The sequence below is a fragment of the Verrucosispora sioxanthis genome, assembly GCF_010560025.1.
In the GTDB taxonomy this organism is placed as follows: Bacteria; Actinomycetota; Actinomycetes; order Mycobacteriales; family Micromonosporaceae; genus Micromonospora; species Micromonospora palythoicola.
In genome coordinates this window covers 109,013-132,718 of sequence record NZ_SAIY01000011.1, presented here as the reverse complement: position 1 = coordinate 132,718, position 23,706 = coordinate 109,013, and the positions used below count along the sequence as shown (strand labels likewise).

The following is a 23,706-nucleotide window of genomic DNA, read 5'->3' as shown; positions in this document are numbered from 1 at the left end:
CTGACCGAGGAGTATCGGCCGGCCGGCGAGCTGACGCGCCGGGTGGTGATGCAGGCTGTTGAGGTGAACGCCCAGGAGCCCGCCGACGAGGTCCGCATTCCCCGGGCCCAGATCGGTTCCAGTCCGCAACACCTGCTGACGACCCTGCTCGGCGAATATCTCGACTCCTCGCAGGCCGATCTGCCCTCCACGGCGGTCATCGCGATACTGCGCGAGTTCGGGGTGAGCGAGTCCAGTGCCCGGGCGGCGTTGTCCCGACTGGTCAAGCGCGGTCTCATCGCGACGCGCGGCAACCGGCGACCACCGGTCTATCACCTGACCTCGCAGGCGATCGCCAAGCATCGCTCCCGGATGCGGCACTTCCTGAACTTCGGCGCCCAACCGCCGCGGTGGACCGGCGAATGGGTGATGGTCTCCTTCTCGATCCCCAGCTCCGGCCAGGCGGTCCGCCACGGGGTGCGCAGGTCGTTGACCGCACTACGGTTCGTGGGTCTGTACGACAGCGTGTGGATCCGACCGGGACGCGAGGCCGCGCCGGCCCGGGAGGCGCTCGACGAGCTGCTGCGACCCGTCGAGGGTGCTCGGTGGTCGATCATGCACGTGCGCTTCGACGAGGAGTCAGGACCACACGGTCCGGCCTCGGCGTACGATCTGACCGCACTCTCCGCCGCCTACTCGGCCTTCATCGAGCAGTACGCCGATCTGCGGGTAGCCGCCCGCAACGGCGAGGTGGACGCGGCCAGGGCGCTGGTCGCCCGGACCTCTGCCATGGATTCCTGGCGCAGATTCCCGGACACCGATCCGGATCTGCCCCATCATCTGCTGCCCCGGCCCTGGCCTCGCCAACGGGCCAGGGAAACCTTTCTCGACATCCACTCCGCGCTCGGTGCGCTCGCCCAGGCACGTCTGGTCCAGGTGGCGACGCCGTACTGGCCGGACGCCGCCTCGTGGATCACCCATTTCCAGGCCTCACAGGACCCAGCCCGGCCGGAGCCGACCGGCGGGAGCGCCGCGGCCACCTCGCGGGCCGACGGCGATCCGAGTCCTCGGTAGCGAGCTATACATTGACACTTTTCGTTGCGGGAGTGATAGTAACTGCACACAGCTCCCATCGGATCGCCTGTGGGGACCGCGGCCGGGCGGTCCGCCGCGTCGACCTGACCCGTGGCCAGCGTTGGCCGCCGTGGTCGGGGTGCGAATGAACCACCGCCACCGCCACCGCAGGGAGCGCCGTCCCGAGTTCGCTGGAGGGTGCATGAGCAGGAGATCGAAGATCTACGCGGCCCTGGTGGCCGCGATCGTCCCGGCCACTGCCGTGATCGTGACGCTCGGCGCGTCACCGGCCGGTGCGGCGGTGGGTGGTTCCGGTCCATATCCCGCCGACTACGAGACCTCGGCGAGCCTGGCCAATCACACCATCTTCCGGCCCCAGACGCTGCCGGCCGAGCGCCTTCCCATCCTCGTCTGGGGCAACGGCGGTTGCTCGGCCAACGGTCTGTCGCAGGGCAACTTCCTCCGCGAGATCGCCTCCCACGGGTTCCTCGCCATCGCCAACGGCGCCCCGAACGGATCCGGCTCCACCAACGCCCAGATGCTGACCCAGTCCATCGACTGGGCCGTCGCGGAGAACTCCCGGCAGGGCAGCAAGTACTACGGCAAGCTCGACACCTCCAAGATCGCGGTCGCTGGCTTCTCCTGCGGGGGCCTGGAGGCCTACGCCGTCTCGAACGACCCCCGCGTCACCACGACCGGGATCTTCAGCAGCGGCCTGTTGAACGATGCCGACGACTACCAGCTCCGGAGACTGACCAAGCCGATCGCGTACTTCATCGGCGGGCCCAGTGACATCGCGTACCCGAACGCCATCGACGACGGGGGCAAGTTGCCGTCGGGACTGCCCGCCTTCATGGGCAACCTGAACGTCGGGCACGGTGGGACCTATGACCAGCCCAACGGGGGCGAGTTCGGTCGGGTGGCGGTGCTCTACCTCAAATGGCGACTGAAGGGCGACACCACCGCCGGCACCAACTTCGTCGGCACCAACTGCGGCCTGTGCCGAAGCCAGTGGAGTGTCCAGCAGAAGAACCTGACCCTCGACGGCGACCCGCCGCCCACCACTCCGCCGCCCACGACTCCGCCGACCACCCCGCCCACCACGACTCCGCCGACCACCCCACCCAGCACTCCGCCGAGCGGGTCCCCCGCCTGTACCGCCGTCTACTCCGTGCAGGACCAGTGGAACAGTGGTTTCGTCGCCAACGTCAGCGTCACGGCTGGAAACACCGCACTCACCGGCTGGCGGGTCACCCTCAACCTGCCGAACGGAGCGTCGGTCAGCTCGATGTGGAACGGTGTGAACACCGGCACCAGTGGCACCGTCACCGTCGCGAACCAGAGTTACAACGGACGGCTGGCCCCAGGTCAGACCACCGGTTTCGGGTTCCAGAGCACCGGCAACGGCAGCGGAGCCACCGTCACCTGCATGGGCAGCTGAGCCACGCCCGACGAGACAGATCCCTGGACGGGCTGAATATCGTGTCGGCCCGTCCAGGGGCCAGCCCTCGGTGTGCGCGCGGCGCACCATCCCCCCACCGCGCCGGTCAGGGCAGCCAGCCGGGGCGGACCAGACCGGCCTCGTACGCGAACACCACCAGCTGGGCGCGGTCCCGGGCACCGAGCTTGACCATCGCCCGGGACACGTGCGTCTTGGCGGTGGCCGGGCTGACCACCAGCCGGGTGGCGATCTCGTCGTTGGACAGCCCGGTGCCGACCAGGGCCACCACCTCCCGTTCCCGCTCGGTCAGCTCGGCCAACCGCCGGGGCGCGGCCGGCGTGGCGGTGCCGGCGGCGAACCGTTCGATCACCCGCCGGGTCACGCTCGGCGACAGCAGCCCGTCGCCGGCCGCCACCACCCGCACCCCCTGGATCAGCTCGGCCGGCTGGGTGTTTTTCACCAGGAACCCGGCAGCACCCGCGCGCAACGCCTCACCGACGTACTCGTCCAACTCGAACGTGGTGAGCACGACGATCCGCACCCCGGACAGCTCGGGGTCGGCGGTGATCTGCCGGGTGGCGGCCAGCCCGTCCACACCGGGCATCCGGATGTCCATCAGGACCACGTCGGGAACGGTCTGCCGGGCCAGCCGGACCGCCTGCGCACCGTCGCCCGCCTCGCCGACGACGGTGATGTCCGACTCGCTGTCCAACAGCGCGCGGAAGCCGGCCCGGACCAGCACCTGGTCGTCGACGAGCAGTACCCGGATCACGCGGTCGCCTCCCGTGTCTCGTCGCTGCCCAGCGGCAGGGTGGCGCGGACCCGCCAGCCGCCGCTGCCGTCCGGCGCGGGGCCGGCGGTCAGTTCGCCGCCCAGCGCGGCGGCCCGCTCCCGCATCCCCGTGATGCCGTTCCCCGCCCGTGGAACAGGACCCGGCTGCGGAGGCGGCGCGCCGCCACCGTCGTCGTCGACCTCGACGACCAGCGCCTCCGGTCGGTACCCGATGGTGACGGTGGCGGCGGCACCCGGCCCGGCGTGCCGGCGGATGTTGGTGAGCGCCTCCTGCACGATCCGGTACGCGGCCCGATCCACCGCAGCCGGCAATTGTCGGCTCGTCCCGTCGATCACGGTCCGGGTCCGCAGTGCGGCGTCCTCGGTCAGCTCGGCGAGCCGGTCCAGCCCCGGTGCGGGCGCGCGCGGAGCGGCCTCACCGGCCGGGTAGAGCGTGTTCAGCACCGCCTGGACCTCGCGCAGCGCCTCCGCGCTGGACTGTGCGATCGCGTCGAGCGCCGCCCGCGCCTGCTCCGGGTCGCGGTCCATCAGGTGCAGACCGACACCCGCCCGCATGTTGATCAGCGACAGGTGGTGGCCGAGCACGTCGTGCAGTTCGGCGGCGATCAGCAGCCGTTGCTCGCTGGCCCGGCGACGTTGCCGCTCCTCGGACAGCCGGCGCTGCTCCGCTATGCCGTTGCGGACCTCGGCGGCGACCAGGATGCCGATCTCGGTGACCAGGCCGGCACCGGCGATCAGCGCCAGTGCCGCCAACGCCTGACTCAGGGTGGCACCACTGACCAGCACCCAGACGGCGTACGACCCGGCGGTCGCCGTCGCCACCAGCCACCGGTGTCCGACGGCCATGACCGCCGCCGCACCGATCATCGGCGCCAGCAACGTCACCCCGACCGGCCCGCCGAGCAGGTGGTACGTCAGGGTCGCGGCGACCACGATCAGGAAGTTCCGCCTCGGGAACCGGTGCCGGTCGGCAAGCGCCAGCCCACTGAACACCAGCAGCACGTACCCGACGAACCCGACACTGGCGTGCTGCCAACCGGCGACGATCGCGGTGCCGACCGGTTGCGCGAGCGCGGTCAGCACCGCCAGCCCCGGCCCGGGCCGCGACTTCGGCCGTTCGTCGGGGGATGCCACGTCGGCACCGGGGCTCGACCGGCTCATGCCCGCACTGTAGGCCGATCGGAGTCGCCTGCGGCAGCCCGGACGGGAGCAACCCGGCATACCTCCGGCGGAGTAGGTCGCTCCTGCCGCTGCCGCGCGGGGAGTAGCAGCGGTGCCGCCGTCGCGCCGACGCGCCGACCGGTCGCGGCCGGCAGGCTCGGTCGTACGGCAATCGACATCTTTCGACGAGGAGTTCCCGAGATGAAGGCGATCGTGCAGGACCGGTACGGCTCCCCCGACGTGCTGCGGCTGCGTGAGGTGGACGTCCCGACGCCCGGCGACGACGAGGTGCTGGTCCGGGTACGGGCAAGCTCGGTCAACGCGTACGACTGGCACGCGATGCGGGGCGACCCGTATCTGTCCCGACTGTCGTTCGGACTCCGGCGGCCCACCGCGTCGGTCCGGGGCCAGGACTTCGCCGGCCGGGTCGAGGCGGTCGGCCGGACGGTGACCCGCTTCCGGCCCGGCGACGAGGTGTACGGCGAGGCCGGCCCCGCCGGAGGTGCGTTCGCCGAGTACGTGTGCGTGGCCGAGAAGCTGGTCGAGGCGAAACCGGCGAACCTGAGCTTCGAGCAGGCGGCGGCGATCCCGCTGGCCGCCACCACCGCTCTGGTCTGCCTACAGGACGGCGCTCGACTTCAGGCTGGGCAGCACGTGCTGATCAACGGGGCGTCCGGCGGGGTGGGCACCTTCGCGGTGCAGTTGGCCAAGGCGTACGGCGCACAGGTGACCGCGGTGTGCCGGACCCGCAACGTCGACCTGGTCCGGTCGCTCGGCGCGGATCATGTCGTCGACTACACCAGGGAGGATTTCGCCCGTACCGACGCGGTCCGTGCCGGCCGCCGCTACGAGGTGCTGCTCGACCTGGTCGGCAACCGGTCGTTGACCGACTGTCGACGGGTGCTCACCCCGGACGGGACACTGCTGCTGTCCGGCGGCGGCGTGTTCACCGGCGGCAGCGTCTTCGGGCCGATGAGCCTGCTGGTCCGGGGGCCGCTGGTTGGCCGTCTCGTCCGGCACCGCATCGTCGCGCCGTTCGCGGCGGGGGGCCGGGGGCACCTCGCGACGCTGCGGGAGCTGGCCGAGTCGGGCAGGCTCACGCCGGTCATCGACCGGACCTACCGGCTGGACGAGGTGCCCGACGCGATCCGGTACGTCGAGACCGAGCATGCCCGCGCCAAGGTGGTCGTGAGCCTTCTACCCGACAACTGACGGTGATACAGCCCTCGTTTCACCACTTATCCGAGATGTTGCTGCGACGATGCAAGGCGTGGGAACTGCGAAGACTACGACGCCCGCCATCTCGCCTCTTACCGGCGAGCCGATCAAGCCTGCCGATGCCGAGCGGCTCGCGGGAGTGCTGAAGGCATTCGCCGATCCAGCCCGGTTGCGACTGCTCAGTCTGATCCAGTCGTCTCCGACGGGGGAGGCATCCGTCAGCGACCTCACCGCGCCGCTCGGACTCTCCCAGCCGACGGTGAGTCATCACCTGCGGATCCTCACCGAGGCCGGTCTGCTCGAGCGGGACAAGCGTGGCGTCTGGGCGTACTACCGTCTGGTGCCGTCCGCGATCGCCGCGATCGCCGACCTGTTGACGCCACCGCGTAAGCGAGCGGCGAAGAAGAGCCGCTGACCGGGACCGTCGACGGCCGGCACTCGTGCCGGCCGACCCGGCACCTGGCCTGCACGACGTCACCGAGCCGATGGCCGTTCTTGTGGCCATCGGTCCGTCGGCGTTCGCGGCCGACATTGGATGTGGTGGCCACATTGTGGGCGATTCACCGATAATTCATCGACGTTCATCTATAGTTGGCGAAGCGTGGATCCCGTCCCATCCATCCGAGTCAGGACAGAGCCATGAAACGCATCCCGCTGAGAGCCACTGTGCCCGTCGGGCTCGCGATCGCATTGATCGCAGGCCCGCTGGGGACACCGGCCACCGCGCAGGCGACCGTACCCATCACCCTAACCGGCGCCAGCGCCAGCAGTCCCAGCACTGACGTCACCATCGCCGGGCGGGCCGTGACGATCACCGCGCCGGGCACCTACGAGATCAGCGGCACCCTCAACGACGGCTATCTGAGCGTCGACACCGCCGCCTCGGGTGCCGTGAATCTGATTCTCAACGGCGCCACGATCAGCAATTCCAACAACGCGCCGCTGCAGGTCGCCGACGCCGACGAGGTCGTGATCACACTCGCCGCCGGCACCACCAACCAGCTCTCCGACGCGACCCGTTACGTCTACCCGGACCCGAGCACGGACGAGCCGAACGCCGCCCTGTTCAGCACCGCCGACCTGCGGATCAACGGGACCGGAGCGCTGACCGTGCGGGGCAACGCGTACGACGGCATCACCAGCAAGGACGGCCTGGTCATCGAGTCCGGCACGATCACGGTGAACGCGGTCGACGACGGCATCCGGGGTAAGGACTTCCTCGACGTCACCGGAGGCAACCTCGACGTCACCGCGGGCGGCGACGGCATCAAGTCCGACGACACCGAGGCGGACCGCGGCCGACTCGCCATCACGAACGGCACCGTGCGGGTGAACGCCGGTGACGACGCCATCAAGGGCGAGAACACCGTCGCCATCTCCGGCGGTACCGTGACCGTCACCAACTCCTACGAGGCGATCGAGAGTCGGCAGGTCACCATCAGCGGCGGCAGCGTCAACGTGACCGCCCGCGACGACGCGATAAACGCGGTCGAGGACGGGTACGGCGACTTCGACGTGGCGCCGAACGCGTTCGTCCGGTTCACCGGCGGGACCACCGTGGTCAACTCCAGCATCGACGGCATCGACTCCAACGGCTCGGTGACCTTCGCGGCCGGCACCGTCGTGGTCAGCGGACCGAGCACCGGCAGCGCCGGTGAGGGTGCGATCGACTCGAACGGCCCCGTGTACTTCACCGGCGGCACGGTTCTCGGGGCCGGGTCGACCTCGATGGCGGTGCTGAGCCTGCCGCCGACCTCCGGTCAGGGCTGGGTTGCCCCCCAACTGTCCAGCAGCCAGCCGGCCGGCACCCTGCTCCACCTGGTCTCCGGTGGCCAGGTGCTCGCCTCCTACCGGGCTCCCAAGAACTTCCGCGAGGTGGTCTTCTCCTCCAACCGGATCCAGCACGGGCAGACCTACGAGGTCTACCGGGGCGGTAGCCTCTCCGGCGCGACGATCGGCGGCATGGCCACCAGCGGCGGCAGCATCGCGGGAGCCACCAGGCTGATGACCGTCACCGCCGGCCAGTACCGCGGCGGCCTGGTCGGCTGGCCGCCCGGCGGTCCGGGCTGGCCCCCGCCGACCACTCCGCCGCCCACCACCCCGCCGCCGAACCCGACCACTCCGCCGCCGAACCCGACGACCCCGCCGCCGAGCGCTGGCGGCTGTACGGCGACCTACAGCGTCGCCGGCCAGTGGCAGGGCGGCTTCCAGGGCGAGGTGCGGGTCACCGCCGGCTCCTCCGCGATCAACGGTTGGCGGGTGACCTGGACCTTTGCCAACGGCCAGACGATCAGCCAGGTGTGGAACGCGACGATCAGCGCCAGCGGCTCGGCGGTGACGGCGACAAACGTCTCCTTCAACGGATCGCTCGGCGCCGGGGCCAGCGCCACCTTCGGGTTCCTCGGCAGCTGGAACGGCAGCAACTCGGTACCGACCCTGAGCTGCACCGCATCCTGATCGGTATCCACCGCCCGAGCAGGGGAGCCCGGCACCGCTTGGTGCCGGGCTCCCCTGGCCACGGGCTGCCAGACTGCTCGCATGCTGCCCCCGCGCTGTCACGTCTGCCATCTCGAACCAGCTCGGCCACCGCTCGGCGACACGCGCAACGATTTCGTTCCGGTGTACTTCGCCGACGCCGTCAACCCCCCACCCGGCTGGGTTGGGCACCCACCAGGTGCGGTGTGGTTCTGCGGGGAGCACGCGCCACTGGGTTCGGAGCGGGAACATCTGGGCAGCGATAGCGCACTGCGCGACATCGACACCGCACTCGGCCGGCTGCCCAGGCGGCTGCCGAAGGCCGACCGTTAGCGGACCCCGGCGTCGGTCAGGGCCCGGAAGCTCCGTACGGCAGGTGTTCGCCTGAACGACGACCCAGCTTGGTGGCATCGTCAAGTAGAGACATGTTCATGTTTGCTCATGAGTGGACATCATTCCCACCACTGCCACCACGACCACCGATCCACCGACGAGGTGCCGTACGGTCAGGTCAACGTCGCTCCGGCACTCGGCCGGCGGTCGCTGCTGGCCGGTGCCGGCGGCGCGCTGATGCTGGCCGCGCTGCCGACCGCGGCCCGGGCGGCCAGCACGACGACGGCCAGCGCGCCGACCACCACCGCTGCGGCCGGTGCCGCCCGGACCTCCCTGGTCACCCAGGGCACGATGCTGGTCCACGCGGACCTGCACAACCACACCGTCGCGTCGGACGGCGACGGCAGCCCTGAAGCCGCGTTCGCCTCGATGCGTGAGGCTGGTCTCGACGTCGCCGCGCTGACCGACCACGCCACGCTCTTCGCCATCGACGGGCTCAGTTCGTCCGAGTGGCGGACCACCGGTGACCTCGCCAACGCCGCCAACGACCCGGGCCAGTTCACCGCGATCCGCGGGTTCGAGTGGTCCCATCCGTTGCAGGGGCACATCAACGTGTGGAACACCTCCGACTTCGCCGACCTGTGGCGGGCCGGCAGCACCGGCAGCCTCTACCGCTGGCTGATCGGCCGGCCGGGCGGGCTGGCCAGCTTCAACCATCCCGGACGTGAGCCGGGCCGGTTCGACAACTTCTCGTTCAACGCCTCGGCCCGCAACCAACTGGTGGGGTTGGAGATGTTCAACCGCACCGACGACTACCTGTTCGAGGGTTGGTCGTCCGGGATGACGTCGCCGCTGGTGGCCTGCCTCAACGCCGGTTGGCGGCCGGGCCTCACCGGTGTCACCGACGAGCACGGCACCACCTGGGGCTTCCACGAGGGCAAGGGCCGCAGCGGCCTGTGGGTCACCGAGAACACCCGGGCCGCGGTGTTCGAGGCGATGGCGGCCCGCCGTTCCTTCGCCACCCGCGTCTCCGGCCTGCGGGTGGACGCCACGGCCAACGGCGTACGCATGGGTGGCGTGCTGAACGTGACGTCCGGCGACGTACGGTTCCTGCTCGACCTCGACCGCGGCCCGGCCTGGGACGGTAAGCCGCTGCGGATCCAGGTCCTGCGCCCCGGTACGTCCGCGCCGACCGTCGTCGACGTCATCGACACGGTCAACGGTCGGGTCACCGACTTCACGGTGCCGCTCGACGCCGCCGACGGTGACTGGGTGGTGCTCCGGATCTCCGATCCGTCCCTGGCCAACGGCACGCCCGGGCCGGCCGGCCACCCGTGCAACGACTTCGGAGTGGCGTACACCAGCCCCTGGTGGTTGCGCCCCTGAGCGCGACCGACCCGTCCCGACGGAGCCCGGGACCGACCATCCGTGGTGGGCCGACGACGCAGGTCGCCGGCCCACCACGTTGCGCGTTACCGGACCCGTAGCTGCTGGTGGACCCCGGCTGCGGGCGCGTAATTCCGGTCACCGGAGTAGGCGACGTGGACCGGGTACACCCCTACCGACAGCCCGGTGGTCGGCAGCTTCACCACGGCCTTGCCGCCGCTCAGTGGCACCACCTGGGTGGTGCCGCCGAAGGTGACGGTGATCTCGCTGGTCACCTCCGGCGCCTTCCTGTGCCGGGTCTGTGCCCGCACGTCGACGTGCAGCTTGAAGGTGCCACCACTGGCGATCGACGCTGGCGTGGCCTTCGCCTTGACCACGGTCCGCGCCGTGCCCACGGTGTCGACTTCCGACCACAGCTGGTCGCGGGCGAAGATCGTGAACAGTTGGCTCGCCGTCATTCCGTCGTGCGCGCCGGGGACCTGGGTCGTCCGGGCGGCGTATCCCCGAGCCCGGAAGTTGTCCGCGATGGCGTTCTGCGCGTTGAGGTTGCCTTCGAAGACACCGTTGCCGAGAAACACGAAGAGGTCGTCCTCGCCGACTGCGGCGGCGACGTTGTCGTAGTCCTGAGCGGACAGGGACGGGTTACCGGAGAAGTGACCGTAGTAGGCGAACGTGGTCGGGTAGCCCCTGATGACATGGGCACCCGTCATGCCGCCGTAGGAGAACCCGGCGTAGGCGCGGCCCTCCCGCTCGGTCGAGACGTTGTACTTCTCCTCGATGAGCGGAAGGATCGTCTGGACCAGATTGTTGGCGGCGTTGGTCTGGTTGTAGGAGCCGAAGCCGAGACTGGTGCCGGTGAAGTGGTTGCCCATGGTGACCACCACAGTGGGCTCGATCTCGCCCTTGGCCGTCATGTTGTCCAGGATGTTGGGGACGTTCGCCGGGACCATGAAGTCGGTCTCGTCACCGAAGATGCCGTGGGCGAGGTACGCCACCTTGTACGGCTCGGCGCGGTTGGCGTCGTAGCCGGCCGGCAGGTACACGCCGAGGTAGTGGCCGCTGTCGCCCAGGATCGTGGTGTAGGGGATGTACGAGACGGTGCCCCGCTTCTTACGGTTCGCGATCGGGAGTTCGTACTCGGCGCGCCCCTTCAGCACCGGGTCGTTCTGCTTCCTGGCGTACGGCACGTACACGGCGTCGAGGACGTCGTTGTTCCTGACCCGGAACGAGGACTCACCCGGAGGCCGAGGGTTCGTCGAGGCGGGGTCCCAGATGCGCTTGTTCTCCCAGCCCTGGGTCGGGTCCCAGACCCGGTACCAGTAGCTGATCCCGCCGGCGTGCAGGGGCAGCGAGACCGACCAGTAACCCTTCGAATCCCTGGTCATGTCCCTGAGGAACTCGGTGCCGCCGGAGTGGTACCGCCCCGGCTGCCACTCCTCCGGCTGGTAGCGGGTGTTGCCGGTGTCGACGTCGAGCAGAGTCAGATCCCCGGCCAGGCGGACCTGCGTCGCGCTGGGATTGTGGTAGACGAACGTGACGGTGTATCCGGTCGGTGAGCCGCGATCCGGCTTGACGGTCGCACCCTCCACCACCGTGCGCTTTCCTCCGGCGGCGGCTGGTGCGGAGATGGTGGCGCTGGCACCGACACCGAGCGTCATGATCGTGAGTAACGAGATCGCACGGCTGAGCCGGCGTCCGATGGGTTTCCTCATCTGGGGCTACTCCTCAATGGTCTAGCGCGGCCTCATTGGGATCTACGGCTTCTTCCGGACATCGACCACCGAGGGGGACGTTCCGCCTCACCTCCAACCGAGGTCCTGCGGGGCGCGGTCAGCCCCCACAGGCAGCCCGTGCGTGCCAATGTCGGCCCGATGGTCTGCTAAATCGAATTAGCTTCGATAGTGTGGCCGGGCTCACCTTCGGGTGTCAAGGATGTTGCGGCGGTGTTGCGTGAGCTGTCGCTCCTGCGCACAGCGCGCACCGGGTCGTGGGCGAGCGCGGCGAGCGCCGTCGCCGCGCTCGATCCGGCTGACCGTCGATCGCCCTGAGCCGCGATCGATCTCCGTGACAGCCAGCGGGTCGGCGCGGCCTCCGTGGCGGCCAGCGGTGCCCGCAGTGTCCGGGATCACCCGCTCGGGCGGCGACGTGAAAAGGGCGTTAAGAAACGCCGGTTCCCCGTGATGGTCGCGTTATAGCCCCTGTCGTTGCGGGGCGAGCGGCGTTGTGATTGCGCGGCGCGGCCGGATGGGGTCGCGCGGGACCTGTTCCGGAATGAGGAGTCAGACGTGTCTGACGTGGTGTTCGTGCTGTTGACGGTGGCGCTGTTCGCGGCGCTCGCCTTGGTGGTGAGGGGCGTGGAGAAGCTGTGAGCGCCGTCAACGCCATCGGTCTGGTGCTTGCGATCGGCCTGGCCGTGTTCCTGGTGGTCGCCCTGCTGTTTCCGGAGCGCTTCTGATGACCATGACGACAGCCGGCGTGCTGTTCATCCTCTCGCTCGGGGTGGCGCTGGTCGCCGTGCACAAGCCGTTCGGCGATTACCTGTACCGGGTGGTCTCCGGCACCCGGCATTCCCGCGTCGAGCAAGGGGTCTACCGCCTGGTCGGGGTCAACCCGGCCGCCGAGCAGGCCTGGGGCGTGTACGCCCGCAGCGTGCTGGCCTTCTCGGCCGTGTCGATCCTGTTCCTGTACGGGTTCATGCGGATGCAGAACCACCTGTGGCTCTCACTCGGCTTCGACCCGGTGGTCTCCCACGGCGCCTGGAACACGGCGGTGTCGTTCGTGACCAACACGAACTGGCAGTGGTACTCGGGCGAGTCGACCATGGGTCACCTGGTGCAGATGGCCGGTCTGGCGGTGCAGAACTTCGTCTCCGCCGCCGTGGGCATCGCGGTCGCCGTCGCGCTGGTCCGGGGCTTCGCCCGTAGCCGCACCGGCGAGTTGGGCAACTTCTGGGTCGACCTGACCCGGATCACGTTGCGGATCCTGCTGCCGATCTCGGTCCTCGGCGCCCTCGCCCTGATGATCGGCGGCGCGGTGCAGAACCTGTCAGCCGGCACCGAGGTGACCACGCTGACCGGCGGTACCCAGACGATCACCGGGGGGCCGGTGGCCAGCCAGGAGGTCATCAAGGAACTGGGTACGAACGGTGGCGGTTTCTACAACGCCAACAGCTCCCACCCGTTCGAGAACCCGACCACCTGGACGAACTGGCTGGAGATCTTCCTGATCCTGCTGATCCCGTTCAGCCTGCCCCGGGTCTTCGGCCGGATGGTGGGCCAGGTGCGGCAGGGCTACGCGATCGTCGCGGTGATGGCCGTCCTGGCGATCGCGAGCATCACCCTGACCAACGTCTTCGAGCTGGCCGGCAACGGCACGGTGCCGCAGGCGGTCGGCGCGGCCCTCGAAGGCAAGGAGGTCCGGTTCGACGTGTCGAACTCGGCGACCTTCGCCGCCTCGACCACGCTCACCTCCACCGGTGCGGTGAACTCGTTTCACGACTCGTACACCGCGCTGGGCGGCATGATGCCGCTGGTCAACATGATGCTTGGCGAGGTCGCCCCCGGTGGTGTCGGCGCCGGCCTGTACGGCCTGCTGATCCTGGCGTTGATCACCGTGTTCGTCGCCGGCCTGATGGTCGGCCGGACGCCGGAGTACGTCGGGAAGAAGATCGGTTCGCGGGAGATCAAGCTCGCGTCGCTGTACTTTCTGATCACCCCTGCTCTGGTGCTGATCGGCTCGGCGGCGGCGTTCGCCACCGGCAACAACTCGACGGCGCTCAACGTCGGGCCGCACGGACTGTCCGAGGTGCTCTACGCGTTCACCTCGGCGAGCAACAACAACGGCTCCGCGTTCGCCGGCATCACCGTGAGCACGCCGTGGTGGAACACCGCGCTGGGGTTGTGCATGCTGCTCGGCCGGTTCCTACCGATCATCCTGGTGCTCGCCCTGGCCGGCTCCCTCGCGCGCCAGCAACCCACCCCCGCCTCCGAGGGCACCCTGCCCACCCACCGCCCGCTCTTCGTCGGGATGGTCGTCGGCGTCACGGTGATCCTCGTCGCGCTGACCTTCCTGCCCGCCCTCGCGCTCGGCCCCCTGGCTGAGGGCCTGTGACCATCATGAGAGAGAAGGACATGACCACCTCCACGCCGGCACCGCACGGCACCGCCGACGCGGCGACCGCCGGCACACCGGCCGTCCACGGCAACCGGGTCGGCGGCGGCCTGCTCGACCCGAAGCAACTGCTCACGTCGTTGCCGGACGCGCTGCGCAAGCTCGACCCGCGAACCCTGTGGCGCAACCCGGTGATGCTGATCGTCGAGATCGGGGCCGTCTTCACCACAGTTCTTGCGGTGACCGACCCCTCGGTCTTCGCCTGGGCGATCACTGTCTGGCTGTGGCTGACCGTACTCTTCGCCAACCTGGCCGAGGCCGTGGCCGAGGGCCGGGGCAAGGCGCAGGCCGCCGCCCTGCGCAAGGCGAAGACGGACACCGTCGCCACCCGCGCCTTGGGTTGGACCTCGGGCGCCGCCCCCGGTACCTACCGCACCGAGAGCGTCCCCGCGCCGCAACTGCGCCAGGGCGACGTCGTCGTGGTCGAGGCCGGGGAGATCATCCCCGGTGACGGGGACGTTGTCGAGGGCATCGCCAGCGTCGACGAGTCGGCGATCACCGGCGAGTCGGCTCCGGTGATCCGGGAGTCCGGTGGTGACCGCAGCGCGGTCACCGGCGGCACGAAGGTGCTCTCCGACCGGATCGTCGTGATGATCACGCAGAAGCCGGGCGAGAGCTTCATCGACCGGATGATCAGCCTGGTCGAGGGGGCGAACCGGCAGAAGACCCCGAACGAGATCGCGTTGAACATCCTGCTCGCCGCGCTGACGATCATCTTCCTGCTGGCCGTGGTCACTCTCCAGCCGCTCGCGATCTTCTCGAAGAACTACCAGGGCGCAGCCCCGGACACCCAGGCGATCACCGACGCCGGCGTCAGCGGGATCGTGCTGGTGTCACTGCTCGTCTGCCTGATCCCGACCACCATCGGGGCGCTGCTGTCCGCGATCGGCATCGCCGGCATGGACCGCCTGGTGCAGCGCAACGTCCTGGCGATGAGCGGCCGGGCTGTCGAGGCCGCCGGTGACGTGAACACGCTGCTGCTGGACAAGACCGGCACCATCACCCTGGGCAACCGGCAGGCCGCCGAGTTCGTTGCGGTGGACGGGGTCGACGTGGCAAGGGTGGCCGACGCGGCGCAGTTGTCCAGCCTGGCCGACGAGACCCCCGAGGGCCGGTCGATCGTGGTGCTCGCCAAGAACGAGTTCAGGTTGCGCGAGCGCGAGCCCGGCCTGATCCCGCACGCGACCTTCGTGCCGTTCACCGCGCAGACCCGAATGAGCGGCGTCGACCTGACCCCGGACGTCACCGGCGGTGCCGGGCCGGCCCGCCGGATCCGCAAGGGTGCGGCCACCGCAGTGATGAAGTGGGTACGGGAGAACGGCGGTCACCCGACCGAGCAGGTCGGGCAGCTCGTGGACGAGATCAGCGGCCTCGGCGGCACCCCGCTTGTCGTCGCCGAGCACGCCGGCGGCGAGCCGGCCCGCGCGCTGGGTGTCATACACCTCAAGGACGTCGTCAAGGCCGGCATGCGGGAGCGGTTCGACGAGATGCGCGCGATGGGCATCCGGACCGTGATGATCACCGGTGACAACCCGCGCACCGCCAAGGTCATCGCCGACGAGGCAGGGGTCGACGACTTCCTCGCCGAGGCCACCCCGGAGGACAAGCTCGCCCTGATCCGCAAGGAGCAGGAGGGCGGCCGCCTCGTCGCGATGACCGGTGACGGCACCAACGACGCCCCGGCGCTCGCCCAGGCCGACGTCGGTGTCGCCATGAACACCGGCACGTCGGCCGCCAAGGAGGCCGGCAACATGGTCGACCTCGACTCCGACCCGACCAAGCTGATCGAGATCGTGGAGATCGGCAAACAGTTGCTGATCACCCGGGGTGCGCTGACCACGTTCAGCATCTCCAACGACATCGCGAAGTACTTCGCGATCATCCCGGCAATGTTCGCCGGCATCTACCCCAGTCTGGACGCCCTCAACATCATGCGACTCGCCAGTCCGGAGTCGGCGATCCTCGCGGCGGTCATCTTCAACGCGATCATCATCGTCGCGTTGATCCCACTCGCGCTGCGGGGGGTGCGTTACCGACCCGCCGCCGCGTCGAAGCTGCTAGGCCGCAACCTGCTGGTCTACGGCCTCGGCGGCATCGTGGTGCCGTTCGTCGGCATCAAACTCATCGACCTGCTTCTCCAGTTCATCCCAGGGATCTCGTGATGCGCCTACCCAACTGGTTCGCCCAGCACCTCGCGGCGCTACGCGCGCTGCTCGTCTTCACCGTGCTGCTCGGCCTCGCCTACCCACTCGCGCTGGTAGCCGCGGGTCGGATCCCCGGCCTGGCGGACAAGGCGGACGGATCACTGCTGACCGTCGACGGGCGGACCGTCGGCAGTTCGCTGATCGGCCAGTCCTTCACCGACGCGGACGGCAACCCGGTCCCGCGTTACTTCCAGTCCCGCCCCTCCGCCTCCGGGGACGGCTACGACCCGACCGCCACCGCCGCCAGCAACCTGGGCCCGGAGAGCGTCGTCGACACCCTCGCCGCTGACCCGGAGGAGTCGACGCCGAGCCTGCTCACCCAGGTCTGCGCGCGTAGCAAGGCGGTCGGTGAACTCGACGGCGTGGACGGCCGCCGACCGTACTGCACCGTGGACGGCGTCGGCGCGGTGCTCGCGGTGTTCCGCGCCGACGGCCTGACCGGGGCGGTGACCCGGGTGGTGAGCGTCAACCAGGTCGCACCGGCCACGCCGTTCATCACCAGCTACGAGGGCGTACCGGTGGAACTGGCCCGGCCCGGCGAGGACTACCTCGCCGCCGGCGGCCTGGTCACGCCGATCCGGGGAAACGCACCGGCCGACCCCGCGGTACCCGCCGACGCCGTCACCGCCAGCGGCAGTGGCCTCGACCCGCACATCTCCCCGGCGTACGCCGAGCTACAGGTGAACCGGGTCGCACGGGAACGCGACGCGGACCCCATGGCGGTGCGTCGTCTGGTCGAGGAGCACACCAGCGGTCGGTCGCTCGGCTTCATGGGTGAGCCCGGGGTCGACGTGCTGGAACTCAACCTGGCGCTCGACCGGGAGTTTCCCGCCGGCTGAGCGGTTCGAAAGGGCCCCTTGCGGTACACATGGCGATGACAAGGGGCCCTTTCCGTCGTCGAGAGGGGGAGGGGTGCGATGGCCCGCGGGGAACTGCGAATCTATCTCGGCGCCGCACCCGGTGTCGGGAAGACGTACGCGATGCTGGAGGAGGCGCACCGACGCGCCGAGCGCGGCACCGACGTGGTGATCGGGTTCGTCGAGACCCACGGTCGTACGCACACCGCCGAGATGATCGGTGACCTGGAGCAACTGCCTCGCCGCACGATGACCTACCGGGGCGTCGAGTTCACCGAGATGGATCTCGACGCGGTGCTCGCCCGGCGGCCGGAGGTGGTCGTGGTCGACGAACTGGCCCACACCAACGTGCCCGGCTCCCGCAACGACAAGCGCTGGCAGGACATCCAGGAGCTGCTGGACGCCGGGATCACCGTGCTGTCCACGGTCAACGTCCAGCACCTGGAGTCACTCAACGACGTCGTCGCCCAGATCACCGGCACCACCCAGCGGGAAACCGTGCCCGACGCCGTCGTCCGCGCCGCCGAACAGGTCGAACTCGTCGACATGACTCCCGAGGCGCTGCGCCGACGGATGGCCCACGGCAACATCTACCGCCCCGACAAGATCGACGCCGCGCTCGGCAACTACTTCCGGGTCGGCAACCTCACCGCCCTGCGCGAACTGGCGCTGCTCTGGCTCGCCGACAAGGTCGACGAGCAACTCGACGCGTACCGCGCCCAGCAGGGCATCTCCGCCACCTGGGAGACCCGCGAACGGGTTGTCGTCGCACTGACCGGCGGGCCGGAGGGGGAGACGCTGATCCGCCGCGCGGCCCGCGTCGCCGCCCGCAGCAAGGGCGCCGACCTGCTCGCCGTGCACATCGCCCGCAGTGATGGGCTCGCCGGCGCCGACCCCGCACAACTGGCCCGGCAACGAGTGCTGGTGGAAAACCTCGGCGGCACGTACCACCAGGTCCTCGGCACCGACATCCCCACCGCGCTGCTGGACTTCGCCCAGGGCGTCAACGCCACCCAACTGGTGCTCGGTGCCAGTCGACGGGGGCGCTTCGCGCAACTGTTCTCCCGGGGCGTCGGAGTCACCACCACGGCGCTCTCCGGTCCCATCGACGTACACCTGGTCACCCACGCCGAGGCCGGTCGCGGTCGGCGCGGTCCGGCGGTGCCCGCCGCGTTGTCCCGGCGGCGCCGGCTGTACGGGTTCGCGCTCACCGTCGTGGGTGTGCCCGCCCTGACCGCACTGCTCAAGGCGCTGCCCGACCTCACCCTGACCAACGACATTCTGATCTTCCTCGCCGCCGTCGTCGGCGTCGCGCTCGTCGGCGGGCTCTGGCCGGCGCTGCTCGCGGCCCTCGGCGGATCTCTGCTGCTGAACTGGTTTTTCACCCCGCCCTTCTACACGCTGACCATTGCCGAGGCGGACAACCTCCTCGCCCTGGGCGTTTTCGTTGGCGTCGCCGTGGCGGTGAGCTGGGTGGTCGACGTGGCGGCTCGGCGGACTCGGGAGGCCGCTCGGGCCTCCGCCGACGCGCAGACCCTGGCCACCGTCGCCGGCAGCGTCCTGCGCGGGCAGCGGCCTCTGCCGGCGTTGCTGGAACGGCTCCGGGAGACCTTCGCACTGCGCGCGGTCAGCGTGCTGGAACAGACCGGCGAGGCGACCGGCCGGCCCGATCGGGACCGGGAGGTGCAGGCCTGGCGGGTCGTGGCCAGCGTCGGCGAGTCGCCGGCCGGTACCCCGAGTACCGGTGAGACGGCCGTACCCGTCGATGACCGGCTGACCGTCGTGCTGTGCGGCCGGCGGCTGGAGGCAGCCGACCGGCGCATCGTCGAGGCGTTCGCCGCGCAGGCCGCCGTCGCGCTCCGGCAGGAGCGTCTCGCCGAGGAGGCCGCCACGGCCCGGCCGCTGGCCGAGGCCGACCGGATGCGCACCGCGCTGCTCGCCGCCGTCAGCCACGACCTGCGTACTCCGCTGGCCTCGGCGAAGGCCGCCGTGTCCAGCCTGCGCAGCCCGGACGTGGAGTTCGACCCCGAGGACCGGGACGAACTGCTGGTGACTGCGGACGAGTCCCTCGACCGGCTCGGCCGGCTGGTGGCCAACCTGCTCGACATGAGCCGCCTACAGGCCGGAGCACTCGGCATCACCGTCGCATCGATCGGTCTGGAGGACGTCGTGCCTCGCGCCCTGGACGAACTCGGCCCACCCGCCGCCGATGTCAGCACCGACATTCCGACCGATCTGCCGGCGGTCACCGCCGACCCGGGTCTGCTGGAGCGGGTGCTGGTCAACCTCGTCGCGAACGCCCTGCGGCACAGCCCACCCGGACAACCGCCCACCATCACCGCAAGCGCCCACTCGGACCGGGTCGAACTCCGCGTCATCGACACCGGCCCCGGCATCCCCGAGGACCAGTGGGACCACGTGTTCCTGCCGTTCCAGCGCCTCGGCGACCGGGACACCAGCACGGGCGTCGGCCTCGGTCTGGCCCTGTCCCGCGGGCTCGCCGAGGCGATGGGCGGCAGCATCAACCCTGAGACCACCCCCGGAGGAGGACTCACCATGGTGTTGCGACTACCCGCCGCGACCGGGGCTACGGAGGGTGCGCCGGAATGACCCGGATCCTCGTCGTCGACGACGAACCCCAGATCCTGCGCGCCCTGCGCATCAACCTGCGCGCACGGGGCTACGACGTCGACGTCGCCGGCACCGGAACCGCCGCGCTGAAGGCCGCCGGTAGCCACCCACCCGATCTCGTCGTGCTCGATCTCGGCCTACCCGACCTCGACGGCGTCGACGTCATCCGTGGACTGCGTGGCTGGACCGCCGTCCCGATCATCGTGCTGTCCGGCCGTGCCGGCAGCGACGACAAGGTCACCGCTCTCGACGCGGGTGCCGACGACTACGTCACCAAGCCCTTCGGCGTCGACGAACTCCTGGCCCGCATCCGCGCGGCCACCCGCCGGCACACCACCGGAGCGGACGCGGCCAGCCGCACCGCCCGGCTCGGCCGGCACACCGTCGACCTCGCCAACCGGACCGTCGTCCGCGATGACGGCCCCGAGGTCAAACTGACCCCCATCCAGTGGGCGGTGCTCGAAACGCTGCTCCGCCACCCGGGCAAGTTGATCAGTCAGCGCCAGCTGCTCCATGAGGTGTGGGGACCGGGATACGAGACCGAGACCGGCTACCTGCGGCAGTACCTGGCCCAGCTACGCCGCAAGCTCGAACCCGACCCCGCCCGACCCCGGCACCTCATCACCGAACCCGGCATGGGCTACCGCTACCAGCCATGAACCGAACGGCGACCGCCGCCACCGCCGCCCGGGACCGCGGGTGGCGGCGGCCGGACGTCGGGGGCGCCCGCCGATCAGGGGATGCCGTACTCGCTGTCCTCTTTCGTCACGATCCGTAGGCGTACCGAGGTGATGGCCCGGTCGGTAACTCCGGCGATCTCCGCGGTCAGCCCGGGCAGCTCGACCACCTCGCCCGGCTTCGTCGGGATGTGACCGAGATGGGCCAGCAGCAGTCCCGCCACGGTGGTGTAGCCGCCGGTGTCGAGCACCTCGGGAAGGTCGACGCCCACGTCCGGCAGGTCGTGCAGCGGAAAGCCGCCGGGTAGCAGCAGGGCGCCGTCAGGCTCCCGAACGGCCGACTGGACGTCCCGGTCGGTCTCGTCGTAAATGTCGCCGACGATCTCCTCGACCAGGTCCTCCATGGTGACGATCCCGTCGATGGCACCGCGCTCGTCGACCACGAGGGCGAACTGCTGCCGCTGCTGGCGCATCTCCCGGATCGCCTCGGTGACCTTCAACGTCTCGGGCAGGTACAACGGCTCGCTGACGTACGCGGCGACCGGTCCGTCCTGGTCGAGCAGGTCCCGCAGGTGCACCACGCCGACCGTGTCGTCCAGGCCACCCCGTCCCACGACGGGGGCGCGGGTCTGCCCCGACCTTCCCAACTCCCGCAGCGCCTGCGGCGCCGACAGCGACTCGCTGAGCGTGACGACGTCCCGGCGGGGCACCAGGATCTCTCGAAGCACCCGCTCGGCGACCTCGAACGCTCCCGAGATGATCATCCGATGTTCCGGGGTGAGGTTGCGCTGGGCGGCCACCATGTCCCGCAACTCCTCGGTGGTGACCTCCTCCCGTCGCGCCCGGGGATCACCGCCGGTCATCCGGACGACCGCGTCGCTGGCAGCGCCCAACAGCCACACGACCGGACGAGAGACCGTCGACAGCGCGTCCAACGGACGGGCGACCAGTAGCGCCCACCCTTCGGCACGTTGCATCGCGATGCGCTTGGGTGCCAACTCACCCAGGACCAGGGTGACGAACGTCAGCAGGACGGTCACCAGGACGACGGACGCGGGCTCCGCGGCGCCGCCGAGGAATCCCAGGGGGTCCACGAGCGGCTGCGCCAGGGACACCGCCGCAGCCGCCGACGCCAGGAAGCCCGCCAGGGTGATACCGATCTGAATCGTGGCCAGGAACCGGTTCGGGTCGCGGGCCAACCTGGCCAGCACCCGTCCCCCTCGGGAGCTGCGCTCAAGACGCTCCAGCTGGCTCTCCCGCAGCGACACCAGGGCCATCTCGCTGCCGGCGAACACCGCGTTCACCGCAACCAACACCAACACCAGCGCGACCTGCACGCCATAGCCGCCCACGGCCCGTTCGACGCCTCCCTACCCGGACCATCCGGAACATCAACCGTAGCGACGGTCGGCAGGCGGTGCCGCGCCACCCGGCAGTCCGGCGTACGCATCGGTGAGTGCTGCTACGAGCGACGAAATCCGAACAACGGATATCAATAGACGATCATTGATATCTTGTCCGTTTGGTGTGATACTCGCTGGAAGCGCTCCCAAACCCGTCCCGGTGAGCGTTTCAGAAATGGAGGATGCACCGTGAGTTCACACCATCCCCACCGATCCGGCCGGCGATCCCGGCCCGCCGTCCGGGCCATGGTCCTGGCCCTCGCCGTGGTGGCCGCCCTGCTGCCCTGGACGGGTGCCGCCCAGGCCCACGGCACCGTGATCAACCCGGCGACCCGCGCCTACCAGTGTTGGCAGAACTGGGGCCACCGGCACATGGATCCGGCGATGCAGACGCAGGACCCGATGTGCTACCGGGCGTTCCAGGCCAACCCCGACACCATGTGGAACTGGATGAGCCAGCTGCGGGACGGCCTCGGCGGGCAGTACCAGGCCCGTACACCCGACGGGCAGCTCTGCAGCAACGCCCTGTCCCGGAACGACACCGTGAACCAGCCGGGGGCCTGGAAGGCGACGAACGTCAGCCGCAACTTCACGCTCCGGTTCTACGATCAGGCCAGCCACGGCGCTGACTTCTTCCGGGTCTACGTCACCCGGCAGGGCTTCAATCCGAACTCGCAGCGCGTCGGTTGGGGAAACATCGACCAGATCCTGCAGACCGGGCGTTACGCGCCGACGCAGAACATCTCGTTCAACGTCTCGATCCCGTCCGGGCGTAGCGGCCAGCACGTTCTCTTCGTGATCTGGAAGGCGTCACACATGGACCAGACCTACATGTGGTGCAGCGACATCAACATCGTCTGATCCAACCGACCGTCAGCACAACTCGGCTCCGGCCCGGGACGAACGGGTCGGAGCCGAGGCGTCTCGGCGGTGGTGATCGGGTGCGTCCGGTTTCCCGGTGGCCTGCTCGTACGCCGCAGCATCGGCAGGCGGCGAGGTAACCTCGGGCGAGTGCGGATCATCGCGTTCCTGGCCGTCTCCGTGGTCGTGCTGACCGCCGTCCTGCTGGTTTCCGCGGTCCTGACCGGCGGTGCCCGCCGCCGGCGGCACGCCGCGCAGGCGTCCGCCCGCTGGGCGGTGCGTCACTACGCCATACCCGGGCGTGGGCACACCGTCGTCGGGGTCACCCTGACCGACGCGGACGGGCGGGTGCACGGTGAGCACGTGGTGGCGCGGATTCCGGACGACGCCAAGGACTGGCAGCGCGACTTCGTCGCGGCCCGTCAGGAGGCGGAGGAGCGCGCCTTCCATCTCAACATCGACCGTCCGCCGATCGAGGGCTGACGGGGACGAGGCGGCGAACGCGGCGTTCGTCGGCAGGGCGGCTACCGTCCCTCGTCGCGCACATCGACGAGCGTGCTGCCATCGCCGAGCTGCTCGCGGGTGATGATGCTCAGGCTGCCGTCCGTCTCCAGCACCACGGCGGCGAGGTTGTGCAGGTCGCCCGCGCCCTGGCTGCGGGCGGCCTGCCGGATCTCGCTCTCCGCCACCCGGGTCGACCGCAACGTCTCGGTTCGTAGCCGCCCGTCTCGCAGCAGCATGGTGGGCCGGGCCTTGAGCACCTTCTGCGACGGCGGCCAGCGGACGGCGAGCAGTGCGACCGCGTACTGCAACGCCACCAGCAGGATCAGGGCGAGGATGCCCTCCACCAGCGACACGTCCCGCGACAGCAGGATCGTCGCCAGCGTCGAGCCCAGCGCGACCGTGACCACGAAGTCGAAGGCGTTCAGCTTGGACAGCGTCCGCTTGCCGGAAACCCGCAGGATCACCACAAGCGCCGGGTAGACGACCGCCGCGATCACGAGCAGGCGTACCAGGTCGGCAGGATTGTTCAGCACCATCGTT

Annotated in this window: 21 protein-coding genes; 16 read left to right on the top strand and 5 right to left on the bottom strand. The window is 69.9% G+C overall.

Features of this window, described 5'->3' with window-relative positions; translation table 11 throughout:
- Positions 1–63: 63 nt before the first annotated feature.
- On the top strand, positions 64–1,053 hold the full coding sequence (locus tag ENC19_RS25785; protein WP_164449640.1) for a PaaX family transcriptional regulator: 990 nt from the start codon (positions 64–66) through the stop codon (positions 1,051–1,053).
- Positions 1,054–1,255: 202 nt separating this feature from the next.
- Complete coding sequence (locus tag ENC19_RS25780; RefSeq protein ID WP_164449639.1) at positions 1,256–2,494, top strand: cellulose binding domain-containing protein; 1,239 nt, start codon at positions 1,256–1,258, stop codon at positions 2,492–2,494.
- 106 nt (positions 2,495–2,600) lie between these two features.
- Here the strand turns inward: ENC19_RS25780 and ENC19_RS25775 are convergent, their stop codons facing one another.
- Together ENC19_RS25775 and ENC19_RS25770 are read right to left on the bottom strand one after the other, a co-directional pair.
- Positions 2,601–3,266 (bottom strand): response regulator transcription factor, encoded by a 666-nt coding sequence (locus ENC19_RS25775; protein WP_164449638.1) that lies wholly within the window; start codon positions 3,264–3,266, stop codon positions 2,601–2,603.
- Entirely contained in the window at positions 3,263–4,447 is a 1,185-nt protein-coding gene (locus ENC19_RS25770; protein ID WP_164449637.1) for a sensor histidine kinase, read from the bottom strand. Before ENC19_RS25770 ends, ENC19_RS25775 begins: the two co-directional genes overlap by 4 nt.
- Before the next feature lie 201 nt (positions 4,448–4,648).
- On the opposite strand from ENC19_RS25770, the gene ENC19_RS25765 reads away from it, so the two are divergent.
- From ENC19_RS25765 to ENC19_RS25745, 5 genes are all read left to right on the top strand, one after another.
- Positions 4,649–5,659, top strand: a complete 1,011-nt coding sequence (locus ENC19_RS25765; RefSeq protein ID WP_164449636.1) for an NAD(P)-dependent alcohol dehydrogenase — start codon at positions 4,649–4,651, stop codon at positions 5,657–5,659.
- A 49-nt stretch (positions 5,660–5,708) separates the two neighbouring features.
- Positions 5,709–6,080, top strand: a complete 372-nt coding sequence (locus ENC19_RS25760) for an ArsR/SmtB family transcription factor (RefSeq protein WP_093411352.1) — start codon at positions 5,709–5,711, stop codon at positions 6,078–6,080.
- 224 nt (positions 6,081–6,304) lie between these two features.
- Entirely contained in the window at positions 6,305–8,122 is a 1,818-nt protein-coding gene (locus tag ENC19_RS31595) for a carbohydrate-binding domain-containing protein (protein ID WP_164449635.1), read from the top strand.
- 81 nt (positions 8,123–8,203) lie between these two features.
- A complete protein-coding gene (locus tag ENC19_RS25750) occupies positions 8,204–8,473 on the top strand; it encodes a hypothetical protein (protein WP_164449569.1) in 270 nt (89 codons plus the stop codon).
- A 108-nt stretch (positions 8,474–8,581) separates the two neighbouring features.
- Positions 8,582–9,859: a CehA/McbA family metallohydrolase gene (locus ENC19_RS25745; RefSeq protein WP_166459121.1), complete on the top strand. Its 1,278-nt coding sequence runs from the start codon at positions 8,582–8,584 to the stop codon at positions 9,857–9,859.
- Positions 9,860–9,945: 86 nt separating this feature from the next.
- Here ENC19_RS25745 and ENC19_RS25740 read toward each other — a convergent pair whose 3' ends face one another.
- Entirely contained in the window at positions 9,946–11,571 is a 1,626-nt protein-coding gene (locus ENC19_RS25740; protein WP_164449634.1) for an alpha/beta hydrolase-fold protein, read from the bottom strand.
- 492 nt (positions 11,572–12,063) lie between these two features.
- Here ENC19_RS25740 and ENC19_RS25735 point away from each other — a divergent pair, with 492 nt between their 5' ends.
- From ENC19_RS25735 to ENC19_RS25705, 7 genes are all read left to right on the top strand, one after another.
- The gene (locus ENC19_RS25735; protein WP_164449568.1) at positions 12,064–12,228 is read left to right on the top strand and encodes a hypothetical protein; all 165 of its coding nucleotides are present in this window, start codon (positions 12,064–12,066) and stop codon (positions 12,226–12,228) included.
- A complete protein-coding gene (gene kdpF, locus ENC19_RS25730) occupies positions 12,225–12,314 on the top strand; it encodes a K(+)-transporting ATPase subunit F (RefSeq protein WP_091080931.1) in 90 nt (29 codons plus the stop codon). The genes ENC19_RS25735 and kdpF overlap by 4 nt, the downstream gene beginning before the upstream one ends.
- A complete protein-coding gene (gene kdpA / locus ENC19_RS25725) occupies positions 12,314–13,969 on the top strand; it encodes a potassium-transporting ATPase subunit KdpA (protein WP_164449633.1) in 1,656 nt (551 codons plus the stop codon). The genes kdpF and kdpA overlap by 1 nt, the downstream gene beginning before the upstream one ends.
- A gap of 5 nt (positions 13,970–13,974) precedes the next feature.
- On the top strand, positions 13,975–16,191 hold the full coding sequence (gene kdpB, locus ENC19_RS25720) for a potassium-transporting ATPase subunit KdpB (protein ID WP_373688923.1): 2,217 nt from the start codon (positions 13,975–13,977) through the stop codon (positions 16,189–16,191).
- Positions 16,191–17,072 (top strand): potassium-transporting ATPase subunit C, encoded by an 882-nt coding sequence (locus ENC19_RS25715; protein ID WP_164449632.1) that lies wholly within the window; start codon positions 16,191–16,193, stop codon positions 17,070–17,072. Before kdpB ends, ENC19_RS25715 begins: the two co-directional genes overlap by 1 nt.
- 78 nt (positions 17,073–17,150) lie before the next feature.
- Positions 17,151–19,700, top strand: a complete 2,550-nt coding sequence (locus ENC19_RS25710; RefSeq protein WP_164449631.1) for a DUF4118 domain-containing protein — start codon at positions 17,151–17,153, stop codon at positions 19,698–19,700.
- Positions 19,697–20,380, top strand: coding sequence for a response regulator (locus ENC19_RS25705; protein WP_164449630.1), 684 nt, complete (start codon positions 19,697–19,699; stop codon positions 20,378–20,380). The genes ENC19_RS25710 and ENC19_RS25705 overlap by 4 nt, the downstream gene beginning before the upstream one ends.
- A 74-nt stretch (positions 20,381–20,454) precedes the next feature.
- On the opposite strand, the gene ENC19_RS25700 is transcribed toward ENC19_RS25705, so the two are convergent.
- Positions 20,455–21,750, bottom strand: a complete 1,296-nt coding sequence (locus ENC19_RS25700; protein ID WP_164449629.1) for a hemolysin family protein — start codon at positions 21,748–21,750, stop codon at positions 20,455–20,457.
- Positions 21,751–21,990: 240 nt separating this feature from the next.
- Here ENC19_RS25700 and ENC19_RS25695 point away from each other — a divergent pair, with 240 nt between their 5' ends.
- Positions 21,991–22,662 carry a lytic polysaccharide monooxygenase auxiliary activity family 9 protein gene (locus ENC19_RS25695; protein WP_309246274.1) on the top strand — a complete coding sequence of 224 codons (672 nt, stop codon included), beginning with the start codon at positions 21,991–21,993 and terminating at the stop codon, positions 22,660–22,662.
- Between the two features lie 150 nt (positions 22,663–22,812).
- A complete protein-coding gene (locus ENC19_RS25690; protein ID WP_164449628.1) occupies positions 22,813–23,145 on the top strand; it encodes a hypothetical protein in 333 nt (110 codons plus the stop codon).
- Positions 23,146–23,186: 41 nt separating this feature from the next.
- On the opposite strand, the gene ENC19_RS25685 is transcribed toward ENC19_RS25690, so the two are convergent.
- Positions 23,187–23,702 (bottom strand): DUF421 domain-containing protein, encoded by a 516-nt coding sequence (locus ENC19_RS25685; protein WP_164449723.1) that lies wholly within the window; start codon positions 23,700–23,702, stop codon positions 23,187–23,189.
- Between the last annotated feature and the right edge of the window lie 4 nt (positions 23,703–23,706).

Bases quoted from the DNA above. Each gene is read 5' to 3' on its own strand.
- ENC19_RS25780 (WP_164449639.1), top strand. From the start codon at position 1,256: ATGAGCAGGAGATCGAAGATCTACGCGGCCCTGGTGGCCGCGATCGTC.
- ENC19_RS25770 (WP_164449637.1), bottom strand. From the start codon at position 4,447: ATGAGCCGGTCGAGCCCCGGTGCCGACGTGGCATCCCCCGACGAACGG.
- ENC19_RS25765 (WP_164449636.1), top strand. From the start codon at position 4,649: ATGAAGGCGATCGTGCAGGACCGGTACGGCTCCCCCGACGTGCTGCGG.
- ENC19_RS25760 (WP_093411352.1), top strand. From the start codon at position 5,709: ATGCAAGGCGTGGGAACTGCGAAGACTACGACGCCCGCCATCTCGCCT.
- ENC19_RS31595 (WP_164449635.1), top strand. From the start codon at position 6,305: ATGAAACGCATCCCGCTGAGAGCCACTGTGCCCGTCGGGCTCGCGATC.
- ENC19_RS25750 (WP_164449569.1), top strand. From the start codon at position 8,204: ATGCTGCCCCCGCGCTGTCACGTCTGCCATCTCGAACCAGCTCGGCCA.
- ENC19_RS25745 (WP_166459121.1), top strand. From the start codon at position 8,582: ATGAGTGGACATCATTCCCACCACTGCCACCACGACCACCGATCCACC.
- ENC19_RS25740 (WP_164449634.1), bottom strand. From the start codon at position 11,571: ATGAGGAAACCCATCGGACGCCGGCTCAGCCGTGCGATCTCGTTACTC.
- kdpA (WP_164449633.1), top strand. From the start codon at position 12,314: ATGACCATGACGACAGCCGGCGTGCTGTTCATCCTCTCGCTCGGGGTG.
- kdpB (WP_373688923.1), top strand. From the start codon at position 13,975: ATGAGAGAGAAGGACATGACCACCTCCACGCCGGCACCGCACGGCACC.
- ENC19_RS25715 (WP_164449632.1), top strand. From the start codon at position 16,191: ATGCGCCTACCCAACTGGTTCGCCCAGCACCTCGCGGCGCTACGCGCG.
- ENC19_RS25710 (WP_164449631.1), top strand. From the start codon at position 17,151: ATGGCCCGCGGGGAACTGCGAATCTATCTCGGCGCCGCACCCGGTGTC.
- ENC19_RS25705 (WP_164449630.1), top strand. From the start codon at position 19,697: ATGACCCGGATCCTCGTCGTCGACGACGAACCCCAGATCCTGCGCGCC.
- ENC19_RS25685 (WP_164449723.1), bottom strand. From the start codon at position 23,702: ATGGTGCTGAACAATCCTGCCGACCTGGTACGCCTGCTCGTGATCGCG.